Origin of the sequence: Nostoc sp. (genome assembly GCF_036917095.1) — a bacterium.
Lineage (GTDB): Bacteria > Cyanobacteriota > Cyanobacteriia > Cyanobacteriales > Nostocaceae > Nostoc.
In genome coordinates, this window is record NZ_JBALFH010000023.1 from 53,140 (window position 1) to 72,347 (window position 19,208).

13 protein-coding genes and 1 pseudogene are annotated in these 19,208 nt (G+C 42.4%); 8 read left to right on the forward strand and 6 right to left on the reverse strand.

Annotated features, from left to right (window positions below):
• Positions 1–18: 18 nt before the first annotated feature.
• Complete coding sequence (locus V7L01_RS12305; protein ID WP_069068139.1) at positions 19–408, reverse strand: hypothetical protein; 390 nt, start codon at positions 406–408, stop codon at positions 19–21.
• 271 nt (positions 409–679) lie between these two features.
• Between V7L01_RS12305 and queA the strand changes: the two genes are divergently transcribed.
• Positions 680–1,834, forward strand: coding sequence for a tRNA preQ1(34) S-adenosylmethionine ribosyltransferase-isomerase QueA (gene queA / locus V7L01_RS12310; protein ID WP_335035064.1), 1,155 nt, complete (start codon positions 680–682; stop codon positions 1,832–1,834).
• A gap of 384 nt (positions 1,835–2,218) precedes the next feature.
• Entirely contained in the window at positions 2,219–3,367 is a 1,149-nt protein-coding gene (locus V7L01_RS12315; protein WP_335035066.1) for a tetratricopeptide repeat protein, read from the forward strand.
• A gap of 213 nt (positions 3,368–3,580) precedes the next feature.
• Here the strand turns inward: V7L01_RS12315 and V7L01_RS12320 are convergent, their stop codons facing one another.
• Both V7L01_RS12320 and V7L01_RS12325 read right to left on the reverse strand, forming a co-directional pair.
• Positions 3,581–4,276, reverse strand: coding sequence for a potassium channel family protein (locus V7L01_RS12320; RefSeq protein WP_335035068.1), 696 nt, complete (start codon positions 4,274–4,276; stop codon positions 3,581–3,583).
• A gap of 178 nt (positions 4,277–4,454) precedes the next feature.
• Positions 4,455–5,792: a TrkH family potassium uptake protein gene (locus tag V7L01_RS12325; protein WP_335035070.1), complete on the reverse strand. Its 1,338-nt coding sequence runs from the start codon at positions 5,790–5,792 to the stop codon at positions 4,455–4,457.
• Positions 5,793–6,201: 409 nt separating this feature from the next.
• Between V7L01_RS12325 and V7L01_RS12330 the strand changes: the two genes are divergently transcribed.
• From V7L01_RS12330 to V7L01_RS12340, 3 genes are all read left to right on the forward strand, one after another.
• Complete coding sequence (locus V7L01_RS12330) at positions 6,202–7,044, forward strand: methyltransferase domain-containing protein (protein WP_335035072.1); 843 nt, start codon at positions 6,202–6,204, stop codon at positions 7,042–7,044.
• 399 nt (positions 7,045–7,443) lie between these two features.
• The gene (locus V7L01_RS12335) at positions 7,444–8,001 is read left to right on the forward strand and encodes a pentapeptide repeat-containing protein (protein WP_335035074.1); all 558 of its coding nucleotides are present in this window, start codon (positions 7,444–7,446) and stop codon (positions 7,999–8,001) included.
• Between the two features lie 409 nt (positions 8,002–8,410).
• Positions 8,411–9,187 (forward strand): ABC transporter ATP-binding protein, encoded by a 777-nt coding sequence (locus tag V7L01_RS12340; RefSeq protein ID WP_335035075.1) that lies wholly within the window; start codon positions 8,411–8,413, stop codon positions 9,185–9,187.
• Positions 9,188–9,358: 171 nt separating this feature from the next.
• Here V7L01_RS12340 and V7L01_RS12345 read toward each other — a convergent pair whose 3' ends face one another.
• Both V7L01_RS12345 and V7L01_RS12350 read right to left on the reverse strand, forming a co-directional pair.
• Positions 9,359–9,679 (reverse strand): hypothetical protein, encoded by a 321-nt coding sequence (locus V7L01_RS12345; protein ID WP_335035077.1) that lies wholly within the window; start codon positions 9,677–9,679, stop codon positions 9,359–9,361.
• Between the two features lie 541 nt (positions 9,680–10,220).
• Complete coding sequence (locus tag V7L01_RS12350) at positions 10,221–10,883, reverse strand: GIY-YIG nuclease family protein (protein ID WP_335035079.1); 663 nt, start codon at positions 10,881–10,883, stop codon at positions 10,221–10,223.
• Between the two features lie 136 nt (positions 10,884–11,019).
• Here V7L01_RS12350 and V7L01_RS12355 point away from each other — a divergent pair, with 136 nt between their 5' ends.
• From V7L01_RS12355 to V7L01_RS12365, 3 genes and pseudogenes are all read left to right on the forward strand, one after another.
• The gene (locus tag V7L01_RS12355; protein WP_335035081.1) at positions 11,020–11,949 is read left to right on the forward strand and encodes a carbohydrate ABC transporter permease; all 930 of its coding nucleotides are present in this window, start codon (positions 11,020–11,022) and stop codon (positions 11,947–11,949) included.
• Positions 11,950–12,000: 51 nt separating this feature from the next.
• Positions 12,001–12,543, forward strand: a pseudogene (locus V7L01_RS12360) (Rpn family recombination-promoting nuclease/putative transposase).
• A 3-nt stretch (positions 12,544–12,546) separates the two neighbouring features.
• Entirely contained in the window at positions 12,547–12,792 is a 246-nt protein-coding gene (locus V7L01_RS12365) for a hypothetical protein (protein ID WP_335035082.1), read from the forward strand.
• A 14-nt stretch (positions 12,793–12,806) separates the two neighbouring features.
• Here the strand turns inward: V7L01_RS12365 and V7L01_RS12370 are convergent, their stop codons facing one another.
• On the reverse strand, positions 12,807–18,785 hold the full coding sequence (locus tag V7L01_RS12370; protein ID WP_335035084.1) for a translocation/assembly module TamB domain-containing protein: 5,979 nt from the start codon (positions 18,783–18,785) through the stop codon (positions 12,807–12,809).
• Positions 18,786–19,208: the final 423 nt, after the last annotated feature.

The following is a 19,208-nucleotide window of genomic DNA, read 5'->3' on the forward strand; positions in this document are numbered from 1 at the left end:
CGTTACAACCAAATAGTGTCACGCCAAAGTTTCTGGACAATAGCCTAAGCCCCGGACAAACTGTTGCCGGAATGCTTCAATTTCGTCTCTCTCTGGGCTACCATGAGAGACGATCGCAACCTGATAGCGGCGCATCACGTCCACAGGGCACTGTCCCGCTTCCAAACTCCAAAGTGCCATTTGCACCCTCATTGGCGGCTCATAGCTAATTCCTAATTCATTTAGAAAAGCCCGAAAGTCGCCATCTTCTTGAGGCGAAACTTGACCTCTGAGTTTGATCCTAACCACCCAGCCATCAATTTGATGAATTACGGTGACGAACGAAACTGGTGTCTGGGGTCTAGCGTGCAGGTGTTGAACGACCCTCAGGGTTAGACTGGCATTTGCCAGATAGTACAAGTATTCCATGTTTGTTGGTGCTTGGGATCAAAGCCAATCCTACATATCTATATTCGTCAATCAGTGCCTGTTCCCGGTAGGGTAGAAGCCCCCGTTTTTAGATGGGGAGGTTTACCCAATTTTTATGTTAATTTTTCCGTGTTACTTAATAGTAACAATCTTATAGCCTAGCGAGAAAATTGAGCGAAGATGCCTTAAAGTTCCTTTAGAAGGAAAAGCTCAAAGCAGCTTTTTAAGGTGAGTATAAATACTAAATAAAGCAAAAACTAGACAAGCCAATTTGAAAGATACCTCTCGCCCACAAGAAAAAGATTTTGAATTAGATTGCTCGGTAGCTGGCTATGACTACAAACTACCTCCAGAACTCATTGCCCAAAACCCAGCAGTTCCCAGAGATAGTTCGCGGTTACTCGTGGTTAATTCTCCCACCACAGGCACCGAAATAGCGCCCCTGCACCAGATTTTTCATGATTTGCCTGCATTACTGCGCTCTGGTGATTTATTAGTTATGAACAATACAAAAGTTATTCCAGCGCGGCTTTATGGCCATAAATCCACTGGTGCCGAAATCGAGGTATTGCTGTTGGAAGAACGGCAATATAACTGTTGGTTAGCTTTAGTTAAGCCAGGAAAACGCTTCAAACCGGGATCGAAGATTGTTTTTGAAGCAAGGCAATTGGGCATTAAAGATGGAGAAGATTCCTATCCAGTAAAGAGTCTTTATCTCACCGCTACGGTTCTAGAAACAGACGCAGCAACCGGGGGGCGTTTGTTGCAATTTGATATGCCAGAAGGAAAGTCTTTGGTGCAATTGTTAGAGGTATTTGGTGAAGTACCGCTACCACCGTACATCACTACCTCAGAAGCTGCTGATGAGCAGTATCAGACAGTTTATGCTAAACAGCCAGGAGCGATCGCAGCTCCTACGGCAGGATTGCATTTTACCCCAGAACTATTACAAAAGTTGCGCGATCGCCAAATCAATCAAGCTTTTGTAACGCTACACGTAGGTGTAGGTACATTTCGCCCTGTGGAAGTGGAAGACGTAACTACCCACCAGATGCACGAAGAATGGATTGAAGTTCCCGCCGCCACAGTCGAGCAAATCCGCGCCACTAAAGCAGCTGGCGGTCGGATTATTGCTGTGGGAACAACGGCAGTACGTGCTCTAGAAGGGGCGGCTCAATCTGGGAATTTACAAGCATTTTGTGGCAAAACAGACTTGTTTATTTATCCCGGCTACCAATGGCGGGTGGTGGATGGTTTGATTACCAATTTCCACCTGCCACGTTCCAGTTTGCTGATGTTGGTAAGTGCGCTAATTGGCAGACAACGGTTATTGAATATATACAACGAAGCGATCGCTTTTGGATATCGTTTTTATTCATTCGGCGATGCCATGCTAATTTTGCCGGAAGCCATAAAAGTCCACTGAAGTTTTAATCCGTCTACTGCAATTATTTGTGGGTTTTATAAAAATGTTCCTGGAGTTTGAACTGTCATGAAAAGCTATAAACTTTGAGAAACAAGGAAAATGAGGAGATTACCGATTTGGGTATATTCTAATTGAGTTAGTTTAAATTTGCCGAACAGCAGCAAATTTTACTTTTTTTAGAGAATTGCAATATCGAATCCGAGTAATTTTTAGAATATCGCACTAATTTAGGTACGCAGACCAAGCGAACAATGACAGGGGTGTTTTTACAAAAGTGGGATGCTTTGGGAATGAGGAATTCTTAATTTTTTGATTTGTAATTTTTTATGCTGTGGTGGGTACTCTTACTTAATAAACATATAAACAAGTACAGCTATGCCACTCATGTCTAAAAAATCTCAACCTCATCAGTGGTTGCATTGGTTATTTAAGGTGACATTTCACCGAAGCCCCGTTCAGCAAGAGCCACTGCTCGGACTTCTGTTTGCTTGCTCTGCGTTTTTAGTTTTGGCTGCACCGACAATTACTAATTTCCCAGGAAGCAAACTGCTGGCAGAAACGGCAATTTCTCAAAATCTTGAAGCAGCGAGCTTTTTCCAGCAGGGAGTCACACGCTATAACCGCAAAGACTTACAGGGGGCAGAATATGCCTTTCGCCAAGCTTTGCAGCGAGATCCTAATCTTGGAGCAGCACGGAATTATCTGGGTAATATATTCATGGAGCAAAATCGCCTGGATCTAGCTTTACAAGAATATACAGAGGCGATAAAAATTAATCCCAATTTTAGTGAAGCTTATTACAACTTAGGATTAGCCTTGCACCGACAAGGAGATAAAAATGGAGCGATTACGGCTTATCGCCAGAGCCTTGTGATAGATTCCACAAGGGTAACAGCGCTGTATAATCTGGGTTTGGCGCTGTACGAACAAGGACAGCTACAGGAAGCGATCGCAGCATACCAGCAAGCAATTAATCTCGATAGCAGCAATACCAATGCTTATTTTAACTTAGCGATCGCCTTGCAACAACAAGGTCAAATAGAACCTGCGATCGCTAGTTATCGCCAAGTCTTGCAGCTAGATCCTAAAAATGCCACAGCTTACAACAATATGGCAAATTTGCTAGCAATTCATGGTCAAAGTTCTGAAGCTATTTCTGTTTATCGGCAAGCTATTCGCCTAAATCCTAAAAATGCCTCAGCTTACTATAACTTGGGAATAACTTTATATAATCAGGGCGACATCAAGAAAGCCAGTGGAGTACTGAAACGTGCCCATAACGAATATCGCGAGCAAGGGAACATTGAGCAAACCGAGAAAATTGAACAGCTAATGCAGCAAATTGCTCAAAAAGCTGGGCAACAGCAACCTCAAGCCAGTCAAACAGCTACTCCTGCCCAAACTCCAGATTCTACAAAGAATGTATTACAAACACCAAATCAACCAGAAACTTCTACAAAAACGCCCGCGAACCCTGGTGATGTGCCTATAATATTTGAATCACAGCCTACTTCAACGAGTCCCGGACAATAAAAAATCACAGTTAGGAATAAAAGAAGAAATTAGAAGTCAGAATTCATGACTCAAAATTGTTGAAATAGAGTTTTACACAGCTACCTCAATGTAGAACGCCAGTAGAGGCGGAGGTATTAAACTTTCTACTCATCCGCCAGTCGTCAGAATTCAGCATAAATTCTAGCGACTGGCGCTTTTATTTTTATTGATAGTTAATAACTCCTAACTTTTTTAAATCGGTAAACGATTGATATCTTTGTTGCAGCCAATAACTACCATTGCCGAACCACGCTCTAAACGTTTGGTGGAATCAGGATTAATTTGAAATTTCCCATCCTGGCTCACTGCTAACAAATTTAAACCATAGCGGTTACGAAGTTGAAGCTCAGTGATTGTTTTGCCGTGAAATTCATCAGGCACAATCACCTCTACAATACTGTTATCTGGGTCTAGGTCAAACCGATCTAGAATTGCAGGTTTGGTAAGGGTACGTGCTAGGGCGCAACCCGCTTCATACTCCGGAAAAACCACATGATCTGCTCCGACTCGCCGCAACAGTTTACTATGAACTTCACTAGAAGCTTTGGCAACTACGTGGGGTACACCAGCCTCTTTCACATTTAGGGTGGTTATAATGCTTTCCTGAACGTAGTTGCCAATCGCTACAATTACAGTATCAAATTCAAAAATTCCTGCTTCTTTGAGTGCGGCTGGTTCTGTAGAGTCTAGTTGCAAAGCATGATCAACTATTCCCTCAGTCAATGCTTCTGAAACTCGTTTTTCATCAATATCTGTTGCCAGTACTTGATAACCAAAATTGTGCAGTGTAAAACAGACAGATCGACCAAAGCGACCTAACCCAATTACAGCAAATTGCTGGTTATCTTTACGTAAACTGCGAAAAAAACTTAATGATGACAGATTCACCGTTGTTATCCTTATTATGGCTCCCTGTATTTAGGGCAAAAAACGCTCATACAGCTTTAATTAAAAATTTTATTTTTTGCCATCCAATGTATATTTTATCAGTTTAGTTGTTAGTCATTAGTCAGTTTTCAAGAATTATTCTTCTCTCCACTTGCCGATCCTTACTTCCTCTTCCTAATTATCCCACGAGTAAATTTTCTTCAGGATAGCGAATTCTAGTGGGGCGGGGGTCTCCTAGTATAGCGGACATCAGTAGTAAAATACCTACTCGTCCAACGTACATTGTGGCAATTAAGATGAGCTTTGCTGTTGTAGAAATACTTGCTGTAATGCCTGTAGAAAGCCCTACAGTGGCGAAGGCTGATACCACTTCAAACAAAATTGTAATAAAATCTAATGTTGGATCTGTGAGGCTTATTAAAATAGTGGCTAAAATCACGGTTGCTACTGAACCCACCAACACACCCACAGCTTTCAAAATTAAAGATGTTGCTATCTTGCGATCGTACAATAAAACTTCTTCTTTCCCCTGGAGAATAGCTTTTGTGCAACTAGTCAAGACTCTCAAGGTTGTTGTTTTCAGTCCTCCTCCTGTACCACCTGGACTTGCACCAAGAAACATTAGTGCAATCGTAATAAATAGACCAGCAGTGGTCATTTTGCCAATATCGATGGTGTTAAAACCAGCAGTTCTAGGAGTAACTGATTGGAACCAAGCTACTAATATTTGGTCGCGTAAATTTAAAGAACCAAATGTTTCAGGGTTTCTGATTTCTATACAAAAAAATGCAATAAATCCTATTAATAATAATATAACAGTTGTGCTAGTTGCAACTTTAAAGTCTAGAGAAAATCTTTGGATTTTAATAGATTGTTTTAAAATGCGATCGCGCAACCAAAGGTACATTTCCAAAATTACTTGATACCCAATTCCCCCAAATACAATTAGTATTGTAATGGTGAAGACTACTAAGGAGGATGACTGATAACCAATTAAGTTATCTTTAAATAAACTAAAACCAGCATTATTCCAAGCATTGATACTATGAAAAATTGCTAACCAAAGTCCCTGACTCCATCCATATTCAGGAACGAAAGCTGGTAGAAGTAAAAATACACCTGTAATTTCAAAAATTAAAGTGGTGGCAATAATTGAACGGATTACTTGGGCGCTACCACTCATCCCCGGTCGGTCTAAAGCTTGTTGAATCGCTATTTTTTGCCGCATATCAAACCTACGACCAATGAGCAAAATGAGAAATGTGGTAGTTGTCATGTAGCCCAAACCGCCAATCTGAACTAATAGCGTAATAAACAACTGGCCCCAAAAGGAAAAATAAGTACCAGGATCAACTACTGATAAACCTGTGACACAAACTGCGGATGTCGAGGTGAATAATGCCACAATCAGATCGTTCCACGTACCATTGCTAGTCGAAAAAGGCATCATCAACAGAATAGTACCTACAGCAATGACAGCTAGAAATCCCAAACAAATTGTGCGAGCAACAGTCATAATTAATTGATAATTGAAAATTCAAAACTCAATCATGCTAGCCATCTCGGAAACATCCGGTATGCAAATGAGAGCAAAGGCAGCTTATTAGGGAGCATCCCCAATTTGGCCAAAAGACACAGGACTGGTACAGAAAATCTCTAGAAACCTCTTTCCTTTGCGTTCTTTGCGTCCTTTGCGGTTCGTTATTTCATTCTCCGCCTAAGTCCAAATACCCTATAAAGATAAACTTGCACATTTGGGATGCTCCCGGCTTATTAAGGTAAAATAAGTAAATTTTTCCAGGCAAGAGAAACCGGACTTTATTATCCTTACAAACCAAAAGACCCTATTTTAATTAAAAACACACATGGTAGCCTATGTGTATGTTTTTTTTTAAATTCGGCTTTGTCTTAACACTGCTTTTTTCATGAGTCCAACACTTTATCAGCAAATTCAGCAATTTTACGATGCTTCCTCCGGGCTGTGGGAACAGATTTGGGGCGAACACATGCACCACGGCTACTATGGCGCGGACGGTACCCAGAAAAAAGACCGCCGTCAGGCTCAAATTGATTTAATTGAAGAACTACTTAATTGGGCAGGGGTACAAGCAGCAGAAAATATCTTAGATGTGGGTTGTGGCATTGGCGGCAGTTCTTTATACCTCGCACAAAAGTTTAATGCTCAGGCTACAGGGATTACATTGAGTCCTGTGCAAGCCGCGAGAGCAACGGAACGCGCCTTAGAGACTAATTTGAGCCTGAGAACACAGTTCCAAGTGGCCAATGCTCAAGCAATGCCTTTTGCTGATAATTCTTTTGACTTGGTTTGGTCGCTGGAAAGCGGCGAACATATGCCAGATAAAACCAAGTTTCTCCAGGAGTGCTACCGAGTATTGAAGCCTGGTGGCAAGTTAATTATGGTGACTTGGTGTCATCGAGCAACTGATGAGTCTCCACTAACGGCGGATGAGGAAAAGCATTTGCAGGATATTTATCGGGTGTATTGTTTGCCTTATGTGATTTCTTTGCCAGAGTACGAAGCGATCGCACATCAGCTACCATTACATAATATCCGCACCGCTGATTGGTCAACCGCTGTCGCCCCCTTTTGGAATGTGGTGATTGATTCCGCATTCACTCCCCAAGCGCTTTGGGGCTTACTAAATGCTGGTTGGACTACCATCCAAGGGGCATTATCGCTGGGATTAATGCGTCGCGGTTATCAGCGTGGGTTAATTCGGTTTGGCTTATTGTGCGGCAATAAATAGGGGAATTATTAAGCAACGGGCTGCTGCACCTTTGCAACCTGGGCAATTAGTGAAGGGGCGTCTCCTGAGAAAGTCGCCCAATAGATTGGGGACAGAGGGGAAAGCATTCTGAAGTATTACTGCTATCCACAGGTTGTAAAGGCAGATTGGCCAGATTTCTAATTTGCTACCCAAAAACGAAGCATTCAGTCTTCAAACCGTTGGATAAAGACGATATGTAATGTTTGATTTATTTCCATTAAGTAAATGTTCAAAATGTTGAAACCTAAAGCAAAATAAAACTACAAGTTTTAGCTAAAATCCGCGTTGCTGGCAACTCAATAAATTGTCTTTGGTGTGGTTTGGGTAGTGTTAATTCAAACTGGGCGTTTTTACCTACAGACATAGCGAGGTGACAATATGGACGCTAACAGACTTTTGAATCTATATGCAGCAGGAGAACGAAATTTCAATGGGGCAAATCTGCATCAGGCAAATCTAACCGAAACTGACTTGAGTGGTGCAAATTTGGCCGAAGCTGACTTGAGTGGTGCCAATCTCAGTCAAACCAACTTGAGTGGATGTAACCTAAGTCGGGCAAATCTAACTGATGCAGAGTTGAGTGGAGCTAATTTGAGTGGAGCCAACTTGAGTGAGGTAAACTTGATTGGTGCAGACCTGATGAGGGTCAATTTAAAAGCAACTAACCTGAGTCGAGCAGATTTGCGGAGTGCCAATTTATCTTTGGCAAACCTGGTTGATGCAAACCTCAGCGAAGCGCAAATGAGTGGAACGGATTTGAGAGATGCCAATCTCAGGAAGGCAAATTTGATTGGTAGTAACATCAATGAGGCAGAACTCAGCGGTGCAGATTTAACAGGAGCAATCATTACTGAACAAGAGAAAACAGAGGGAGTTTTAAATATAGGGTTATCCCACAAATGGGTAACTTGGGCTGGCAGTTACTTCTCCTCTTAGAACACCGATTCAGTCTTAAAAAACAGGCCAATTAACCAGGTTTATCGCCGTTATTAGATCGATACTTCATTACACTAATCTTAAGAAAATCGGTTATCGAATCGCTAAACTGATGGTGTTGGCATATGGGAACACTTGTATTTACAGGTTAAGCCATATTCCAATACCCTTGGTATTAGTGATATTTAGCCCCAGAAGATACCGCCAACCCATGCTAGTAGCTTATGGGGAGCCACTTACTTCAACTTTGAGAAAGTTCGCAATGGACTAGCTCCCCATCCGCCAAAGCGTCTCACGCCAATTGCTCTACTTAGAGAGAAATTGAATTGAACCGGGGATAAGGATGCTAAATAATCCACTCAAATCCTGTAAAATTAAGTTTCTCCTTTTTGATTTTTGAACTTCTGAAATGCCACTCGAACTGCAAAATCTCACAGGCGGTTACACGTTAGTACCAATTGTTCAAGACATTAACCTCACTCTGCAAACAGGAGAATGGTTGAGTTTAGTTGGTGCTAATGGCTCAGGTAAATCAACTTTACTCAAATTGCTGAGTCGTATTCTCTCCCCTCAGCAGGGAACAGTGCTACTTGATGGCAAAGCAATTCACTCTCAACCTCCAAATCTAGTTGCACAGAAACTGGCATTATTACCGCAACAACAAACGGTTCCTGTTGGCTTAACAGTGCGACAATTAGTAAGTTTAGGACGCACGCCACATCAACCTTGGTGGCAATGGGAATTAAACGCCAAAGATTGGGCTAAAGTTGAAGCTGCAATTAAAAAGACGCAACTAGAACAATTGAGCGATCGCTTAGTCGAAGAACTCTCAGGCGGTGAAAGACAACGGGCTTTTTTAGCTCTAGCGCTGGCGCAAGAACCAAAAGTTTTACTATTAGATGAGCCGACAACTTTTTTAGATATCAACTATCAATTGCAATTATTAGAACTGCTTAAAGAACTGAATCAGCAGCAGGAATTAACTATTGTCACAGTTTTACACGAACTGAATTTAGCGGCGCGGTATAGTTCCCGCATTGCATTATTAAAACAGGGTCATATTTGGGAAGTTGGTACACCCGAACAAGTTCTGACACCAAATGCGATCGCACAAGTCTTCGGAGTAGAATCTGTAATTATTCACACACCTGTTGGATTACAGGTTTGTGCTATTTCTGCTGTCTAAGGTTCATTATTATCTCTCCTCAATCTTCATGCTGGCGTGTCTAGGCTAGGGTTGATTTATTGCCTCCCTAAGAACTTACTTGCGTTGCAAATTTATCGGCAAGGCGTTGTCCGCGAGTCAGTTCTTCTGTGGAAGTGTTTTGGGTTACTGGCTGTATCTATTACTTAAGTATTAATAATCACTAAGCGAATTATACCAGTGATAAAACTCATTGACGAATTCAGAAATTTTCATGTGTGTGTTTAAGTCTGGATCTCTCACAGTCGATAGTTTGAGTTGTTCTTCTGTGAATTGAACATGAAGTTCTGATTTAATCGCTTCAATAAATATTGTTGAGTTAAAACCAGCTTCTCCACACAAGTTCCAAAATGGAAGTATATCTAGCTCCTCAAAAGATACTTCAGCTCTAATAAACTCACTTTCAATATTCCCTAAACTGGCAATCGCACGACGAATAGCAATTGCAACCTCTTGTTGCTTATTAGAAGACACCTGAAAGCAGGTTGCAATGAAATCAGACTCTGATTGAACTGGATTCCTATCTAAGAAAATTCTCCGATCCTCCTCAAGATGCTGATTTATTAAAGACCTCACAAGTCGCTGAAGATGTTGAGATTGATTTTTGATGAACTGAAATAACACTTGAAGCTATCCCACTATTCTAAAAATTCCTACTTCTTTTCGTAAAATGTGCTTGAAAATCTTTATTTTTCGTTTTTAGTTCTCAATCACTTTAAGCTTTTTAGCACAAAACTTATTAGTGAGATAGGTTCATTCATATTGCACCTCTTGGGTCTGTGTTTTGCCTGATAGCTTTTAATGTACGTTGGTTGAACGATAGGAGCAAATATTCTTTATTTTCAAAACGATAGTTAAAAGTGATGAGCAAAAAACCACCTTAAGACAGATCCCCAAAACTGCATAGCGTCTATGCAAAGCCAGCAAAAACATTCATCCAAACACTTGGATACCCCATCCATTTACAGGATGGGGTATCCAAGTGGAGAAATAACCAGAGGACTGAACACTCATCCTAAGACTTGGTTTCTTGTGTCTGTGCGTCGATAATTACACTCCAGTCATCATTTGTCACAGCAGCTTCAAGTTGACGCTGACGTTCGGCTATACTCGCATCTATTGTTTCTGACTCTTTAGAAAGGCTTGTGTCAGCCATTGCTTTCCGCAGTTTTAGCTTTTTCTCCTCGTAAGCTTGACGTTCCGCCTCTGACATTACCGCCTTTGCAGCTTCCCCTACCGTACTAGCCCACATATCGCCATCAGTTGCATTACCAGGTGGTGTACTTTCGAGTTCTGCTATCCACGCATCTCGCAAATCTTCCATTTCTTGACGCTTCGGGAATTTGAATGCTTGCACGCGCACAAAAGCACACTTTTGCTGACCATTTTGCCGAAGATGACCGTTTAGGGAAAGCAACACATTCCGAGAATAGCCAATGTACTGCGTACTGCGTTCTGCGTCTAATACTGCGTAAACACCTGCAATTTTAGCGTTCTGAGCAGCTGCACTCCAAGCCTCAAGGTCAATGATTTCAGTGCCATTGTTTGCCAGTTCAGGAGTTATACTCACCTCAGTGGCAACGTGTTCATCATCTGAACTGTACAAAAAGTCATGTAGTCCACGGTGGTTTATGGGGACATTTTGATGTTCAATTGGCGGGTTGTGCTGAGTTTCCATTGCAGTTTATCTCCGAGTTATTAATTAGCGCTACGCAAATATATGCCTTTAGAATATTGAAGCTTAAATCTACTCACATCCCCAAATTCTTGTTTTTAAAGATTTTGACAAAGCCAAAACAACTATTAGACCTTATATGAATCAATTGATGCCTAAAAATTGGATATTTATCAAGCAGCGACTGACCCCCTATTTATTTTTACTACCCGCTTTAGTTCTTTTGGGTTTAACAGTCTTTTGGCCTGCACTGCAAGCGTTTTACCTCAGCTTTACTAGCTATGAAGATATTGCCCAGCCGCCACAATGGATAGGTTTTGCCAACTTCCTCAAGCTTTGGAAGGATGCAGTTTTTTGGAAAACCTTGGAAAATACTTTTCTATATCTTGTGGGTGTAGTACCAATTTTAGTAATTGCTCCCTTAGTACTGGCAATATTGGTAAATCAGAAACTGCGGGGGATGAATTGGTTTAGATCGGCATACTACACCCCAGTGGTAATTTCAATGGTGGTTGCGGGAATAGCTTGGAAATGGCTGTATGCAGAAAACGGATTACTGAATCAGTTGCTGAAAGCTTTGGGGCTTTTTCCAGAAGGCATTCCTTGGCTAACTAGCCCAGCAAAAATTTTTGGTATTGTACCAATTTCTCTCGCCAGCGTCATGGCTGTCACCGTGTGGAAAGGACTAGGCTACTACATGGTGATTTATTTAGCGGGGTTACAATCAATTCCCGCTGATGTGTACGAAGCTGCTGCGATCGATGGCTCTGATGGTATCAGCAAACATTGGGATATTACCATACCTTTGATGAAGCCGTATTTAGCACTAGTGGCGGTAATTTCGGCTATTTCTGCCACCAAAGTGTTTGAAGAAGTATACATTATGACCCAAGGAGGCCCGCTCAGTAGCTCGAAAACGATTGTGTACTATCTATATGAGCAAGCCTTCACTAATTTAGAAATCAGCTATGCTTGCACAATTGGGCTAGTGCTATTTTTGATAATTTTGGGGTTATCAATTTTGCGATTAGTTATTAATCAAGAAGAAGGAAATAATATCACAATCTGATATTGCCCTATTAGCGACGATAATCTTAAAATATTTAAATATCCAGAGTTCATGAAAACAGACACGATTTTTTATACATTATTTCAAACTCTTCCAGGTGTTTTATTTGAACTTTTGGAACAATCTCAATCTCTGGCTTTGCACTACCAATTTACCTCGGTATAAATCAAAGAACTAGCACGTCGTATCGATGGTTTATTCTTACCAAAACCTGACTTTCCAGAAGACCTAATATACTTTGTTGAGGTACAGTTTCAGCGCGATGATGATATTTATTGGCGAATAATAACAGAAGCTTTCCTGTATATAAACCAATATAAACCTCAACGTCGCTGGCAAGCAGTATTACTTTTTGCTCAACGCAGTCTCGACCCAGGCGTGCCATTCATTTATCAAACATCATTAGCTCAACAGCAAATTCGGATAATTTATTTAAACGAGTTAGATAATATACCATCGTCTTCGATTGGGCTAAGTGTGATTAAGTTAGTAGTTGCAACAGAAGATAAAGCCGTACAGCAAGCGAAAAACTTGATAAATCAAGTACAGCAAACGGATGAAGCTAACCGTAGCAATCTCTTAGAATTAGTATAGAGAATGCTTATCTATAAATTTGTAAACAAAACTCAGCAGGAGTTGGAAGCGATGTTTGGATTAACCGATTGGAGAGAAACTAAATTTTACCAAGAAGTAAAGGAAGAAACAAAGTTGGAGACTATACCCCGTCTACTTAAGTTTGGTTTAAGTATAGAGCAAATCGCCCAAGCATTAGAATTGGATGTTAAACAGGTACGACAAGTTATTGAGAAGCAAGGAGAAGAGGGAACAGGAAGTAATTCATAATTGAAGATACTTCTTTAAAACCGCGTTTGATACTCCACTACTGCACGACTATCATCGGTTAAATTAGTGGAAGCACGCACACGGAATTCGTCGTTTATCCGGTAATTAATACCCCATTGGAAGGGGTCACTAGTTGTTAAAATTTTGATACTAGAAACGGAAATTTTAGAAGAAATATCAACCCCAGCTTCTGCTGCCAATTCCAACGTTGAACTGCTCCTTCCGGCTTCGGGATTCTCAGAAATAACGGTAGGAAATATCCGCAGTTCACTTAAGCCAAAAGTACTTCCAATCTGGCTAAAAGCTGACTGAAAATTGTTGAACACAGCCGAACCTGCGATGTTAATCAGACCCAATGTACTGTCACCACGTCCTTGAGTGTCTATAAACCCACCTCCTAAAAGAGCCACAATTTCGGTTTGACTACGTGACGGACTGCTTGTTAGTTCTAGATTTTCATTTAATTTGCTAGCAAGACCGTTGATAGTGGCTTCGACGCGAACACTTTCTAAAGCTGATAAACCCGTGGTATTTACCCGGCTGAAGTCATTACTTTGCGTTACGTCCAGTACCTTGGCAAATAACTGTATATCTAAGTTGGGGTCGCGGGGTTGGGAGGGGCTAAAAGTTGCAGTATGTTTATAGCCACGAGCAAGGTTAAATTGGGTAGTAAATAAATTCACCCCGCCTTGTTCTAACCGGATAGTGCCATCAGGTACAGGCTGATTGATTAAACCGTTGACTATGAGATTACCAGTTGCCCGGAAGTTGAGAATAGGGGGACGGGTAATTTGAACGTTTTTGCCTAGTTCCAAATCTAGATTATTAAATCTAGCGATGCCTGACGGTAAGGCTGTTTTCAACGAATTTCCAGCCCCATTCCCAATTTCAGGTTTACTCTGCTTATTGGCTTTTGTGGGTGATACACTAATACCACCATTTGCAGATGTATTAGCGTCGGTAGATTCTGCTAGCAATACCTGACCATCAAATAAACTTACTTTACCGCCAATTATGGGACTAAGGGCAGAACCAGTAATCTGCAAATTGCCGCTAGCACCTCCCTGGTAAAGTCCCTTGAGATTCAAGGCTAGTTGATCTAGATTAACGGTCAGGGGATTTTTGATAGTGCTCTCATTGTTGAAAATGGGAATTTCTCCAGCAGCTTCTACCTTTCCACGGCTAAATCTACCCTGAAGATTTTCTACTATGATGGTGTCAAAATTAAACAGCACTCTACCTGTGACACGTCTGAGCTTACCTGGCAAAGCCTGGGCTGAAAAAGTAGCATTATTGATAGTAGCAATTCCATCTACTTCGGGTTTTTGCAATGTTCCGCGTACCTTGAGGTCTATTTCTCCTTCACCTTTCTCAAATACCACTTGACTAGTCAATGCATTTAACAGTGCCAATCCCTCATTTTCCAACTTCACATCTAGGCTGATTTGCTCGCTGTCTGGTGCCACGGAAGCAAAAGGCAATTTATAAGGGATGCTGCCAGTAATATCAACAGGTTTTGGCCCAGCAACTGCTACAGTACTACCAAAGTTTAAGCGCCCGTTGGCATAGCTGAAACTTCCTGTTGCTGACTCTATTTTGTTTTGATTTAGTATTCCTTCTGTAATTTGCAATTCCCCTCTAGCTTGGGGATTAGCAATGCTGCCTGCTAAAGCTGCTGTACCATTAAGATTACCTGTAATTCCAATTGGTAGTTTGACAAAATTATTCAGTAGTTGTACTGGAAAATTATTCACGCGCAGCTGACCAGATTGTTCATCACCGCCAACGTTACCCGTGAAGGCAATCAGCCTGTTTTGAGATTCGAGCCGTAAAGGTCGCAAACTCAAAACACCGTTTTCAAAGTTGCCTTCAGCAATCACTTTGTCGGCAGTATAATAACGATTTCGTTCTTCTTTTTTACCCCAGGCAAAGTTTTGTCCATTGAAATTAAAATCCACTGATAATCCATTGGCTGTAGCTGTATTTACAGCCACTTCCCCGTTGAAAGTGCCTTTTAAGTCTGCCAAATCTGGTATGGGAGTGGAATTAAGCCGCTGTTCTTCCTGTTGTGCTACTAAAGCTTCAATTTCAGAAAACCGTTGGATTTGGTTTATTAAGGGTTGATTTTGCGCTCCTTGGGGAGTGGTAGTCAGATCCGCTGCTGTACCATAGTTCGGGGCTGCTGAACCGGGTTGCAAATCTTGTAATTCAAATACCTGTGCTACAGCTAGAACATCTTGGATCTCACCCTGGCTGACGTTCAGTTTACCTTGTAGTTGAGGGCCTTTAGGGCTTTGAGCAAAAGTACCGACAAGGGCGTAGCTACTTTTACCTTTGACAAATTCGCTACTGGCGAGTGTGGCTTTACCCTCACCGTAGCGGAATTGAGCAGCTAAACGATCGCCACGAACCCGGCCAATTTGCGGATTAGCGATCGCTAAATTTCCCGTAGCTGCGAATGTCTGCTGATTAAACAGCAAATCTCCAGTTAACAAGCCAGCTATCTTACCAGTACCCAGGCGAGTAATTGGTGGCGGAGTCAAATTCAATAGTTGTAAGGGAAAATTTGCAACTTTGAGCGCCCAATCATTGCCTTGAACATTACCTGTGGCTGATGCTTGCTGCCATTTTACTAAGAAGGATTTCGGGCGATTATTGGCATCTAAATTGAAGGCCAGGCGATCGCTATTTCCTGCCAAGTTCAAATTCAACCCGCGTCCCTGTGCTGAATCGATGTTTCCAGTTAACAACGGCTCAAAAGCAATATCTTGAACAACTAAGTCTCGTAAGTTGATTTGCCCTACTACGTTTGGCAAGGGCAGTTTACCAGTGATTTGTCCATTAAAATCTACTCTTCCCGCCACAGCAACCTGATTAGGAAGATTGATTGGTAACTGTTTTAAGTTGTAATTCTGGGCTTGGACGTTGAGATTTAGGGCAGTAATTTCCGGTATGCCTGCTCCCTTAGCATTGGCTAATATGTTACCAGTAACACTTAAACCGGGAGCAGTTGCTCGCTCAATGGTAAGCCTTTCACCACTCCAAGCGATCGCAGCTATCAGGGGTTGTTCAAGACCAGGGAGACCTTGAGATAATTGCACCTGTCCAGCAGCACGCACATCAGCTAATTTGGACGATCCTAGCGTGCCAGCTAATTGCAATTGACCGCCAAACTGACCTCGTAATTGCTGATTTAACCGATTTAATTCTACGCCAGAAGCATCAACTACAGCTTGATAGCGACCATTCGCCACTTGGATATTAGAGGCTGCGATCGTTCCACCTGCAACATCCAGCCGTCCCTGACCGTTGGCTTGGATAGTTTGTGGTTGGAAGGACTCTACAGAACCCGCCACGTTTGCTTGACCAGTTAACGTCCCTCGGAACTGCGGTGGTACTGCTGCCAACTGCTGCAACGGTACATTATTTGCTTGAACTTGCGCCTGATATAGACCATTACCCACTTGGATATTAGAGGCTGTAATGATTCCACCTGCAATATTTATTTCTCCCTGACCGCTGGCTTGGATAGTTTGCGGTTGGAAGGATTCAACAGAACCTGCCACGTTTACTTGACCAGTTAACGTCCCTCTAAACTGTGGTGGTACTGCTGCCAACTGCCGCACAGGAACATTCTTAGCCTGAACTTGCGCCTGATAGACACCATTAGCAAGTTGGATATTAGAAGCTGCGATCGTCCCCCGCCCAACATTTATCCGCGCTTGTCCGCTGGCTTGAATAGTTTGCAGTTTAAAAGAATCAACAGAACCCGCTACATTGAACTGACCAGTTAACCCTCCTTGGAACTGCTTTGGTAGTGTTGCCAACTGCTGCACAGGAACATTATTTGCTTGAACTTGCGCCTGATATACACCATTACCCACTTGAATATTAGAGGCTGTAACCGTACCATCGCCAATAGCAAGGCGACCCTCACCAGTGCCACGGAGGGTTTTGAGGCTGAAATTATCTCTGTTGCCTGCGATTTGGAAGGTTCCCGCCAAAGGATTATTTAAAGCTGGGGGAGACTGTTTCAATATTTGTCCCAACCGCACACCATTAGCTACAAGTTGAGCAGAAAAGCCTTGGTCTTGCAGTTGGAGATTAGAAACTGCAACTGTGCCGCCACCAATTTGAACTCCTGCACCATCAGTGCGAATCGTGGCAATTTGAAATGGTGCTGTGCTGCCTGAAAGGAGGAGACGACCATTAAACTGTGCCCCCGCCAAAGAGACATTTTGTAATTGACTTTTGTCTACAAAGGGTTCTAATTTTACTCCAGAGGCAACAGCCACAGCTTGCCAACGCTCATTGGCATAACTTCCAGTTGCCCGGACTGTACCACCACTTACATTCAGAGCCACATTGCGGAAAGAAACGGTGCGATTTGGAGCGATCGCAACTTCACCAGTTCCGGGGTAAGTTCCGTTAGGAGCTTGAAATCTTACTACAGTTTGGACATTGGTAGGAACGCCTGTAAGTTGGGCAGTACCTGAGACATTGCCGATTTGGAAAGTGGGTGTTGTTTCATAAACTTTTGCGATCGCATCCCCTGGAACATTTTTGGCGGCGAAATTTAAATCCAGTCGGGGTGCTTTACCAAGTTGAATTGTGCCAGCGCCCGTAATGTCACCACCAACTTTAGCTTTACCTTGAATATCTTTCAGGGTAATTAAAGAAGAACTAGTAACAAGCTCAAACTTACTACGGATGCTATTAAAATCAACTTTATCAATCCGGGCAGTTTGGATCGTAGCAACTGAGCCTGAGAGAATTGGCTCTTTAGTCGATCCTGTAATCTGCAAAGAAGCTTGTACTTGTCCAGCGATCGGCACAGGTAGTTTTACCTTGAGAGTCTCCTGGGCATTCGCCAAACTCACCGCATTTACACGCGCTGCCAACTTAAAGCCTGCTTGAGTATCGATAATTCCCGTAGCCACTAGGGGAATTTTGCCGTAGTTGCTAGTAACATTATTTAACTGCACCTCCGTTCCCTGGAAGCGCAGGTTTCCTTGACTATTGCTCAACAGTTGCGGGACTTTGGGTATTTGAACTGTTACCCCTTGTACAGTCGCATTACCAAACAATAAAGTCTGCTGTCCTGGTGTCAACTTAACTAACAAGTCGCCATTGGCTCGACCCGCCTGTAAGTTCACTGGTAACTTAATCAACCGAGTAATATCCGCAGCCAGAAAATCTTGTGCTTGCAACTGAAAGTTGCCTGCTAGCACCTTGGAACGTGTCTCTCCCTGAATGGAAATACTACCACCACTGTCTGCTTGCCCCCCCACTTCAAACCTAATCAATTGGTTGTTTTCTAAAAGTTGGGCAGAACCGTTGAGTTGAGAAAATCCCACAGGGGATAAGGGAGAGGAGGCAGAGGGGCGGGGTGCGGGGGGCAGAGGGGAAAACTCTTCTCCCCCGCTCCCTGCTCCCTGTTCCCCTGCTTCCTCCGCTTCCCCTACTTCCCTCTGCGGCATCAAGGCCAGCTTGGCATTACGAAACCGTAATTTGTCCAAATCGGTTTTAATAGCGCCGCCTTCACCTGACGACGCTATGTTAGTAGAAACCCAGCGCCCTTGGTTATCCTGTTCAATATAAATATCCGGGTTTACTAGCGTGACATCTAACTTTAAGTGGCGGTTAAAAATTAACTGCACTGGGTCAAAACCCACCTCCACAGATTCGACTGCGGCGCGATCTGGATCTGTGGGTGTGGCTGGGATAGTTGAAGCTCCAAACTGCACTCCCGTCAGGGAAAATTGTGTGACTTTTCCCAGGTTTACCGGACGGTTAAGTGTAGTCGTGAGACTTTGTTGTGCCAAGGGTGTTAACTCTGTTTGGACAAAAGTCCACAACCGCCAAATACCAACGACAACTCCTAACAGTAAAAGTCCGCCCAAAGCAATGCTACCCCGACTTAACACCAACAACCACAGACGTTTGCGGATAGGGCAAGGGGAGAGAATATCTTGATTGGAAGATTTAGTCATTTGCTTTCACTGTATTAACTGCCGGATGTCGCTGGCACACACAAGCATTAACTGACACATTGATTCAGTATGCCATTTCCAGGATACGCCAACTAAACCTAAGACCTCATTGGTTAAGTTACGGTATTTGCTTGATTCAATACTTATGCTTGATAATATTGACGTTTTCAATTAAATCTGATCTGAATAGAGTGAAAATTGTTCCTGTGACTTTCACTAAGGCACAAGCTAGAACTTTAATATGGATAGACCTTAAAAAGGACAGATGATTACACCAAGGCGTCAAATGATACTCATAAGGTATTCTAGTATTTAAGCAGTTATTCAAAAACTGAAATAATAGAAATTACTATAGAATTACTAGATGTACTCAAAACGTCCAAAGACTAAGGGTTCTAGCCGATTAGCCGATGTAAACGTAGG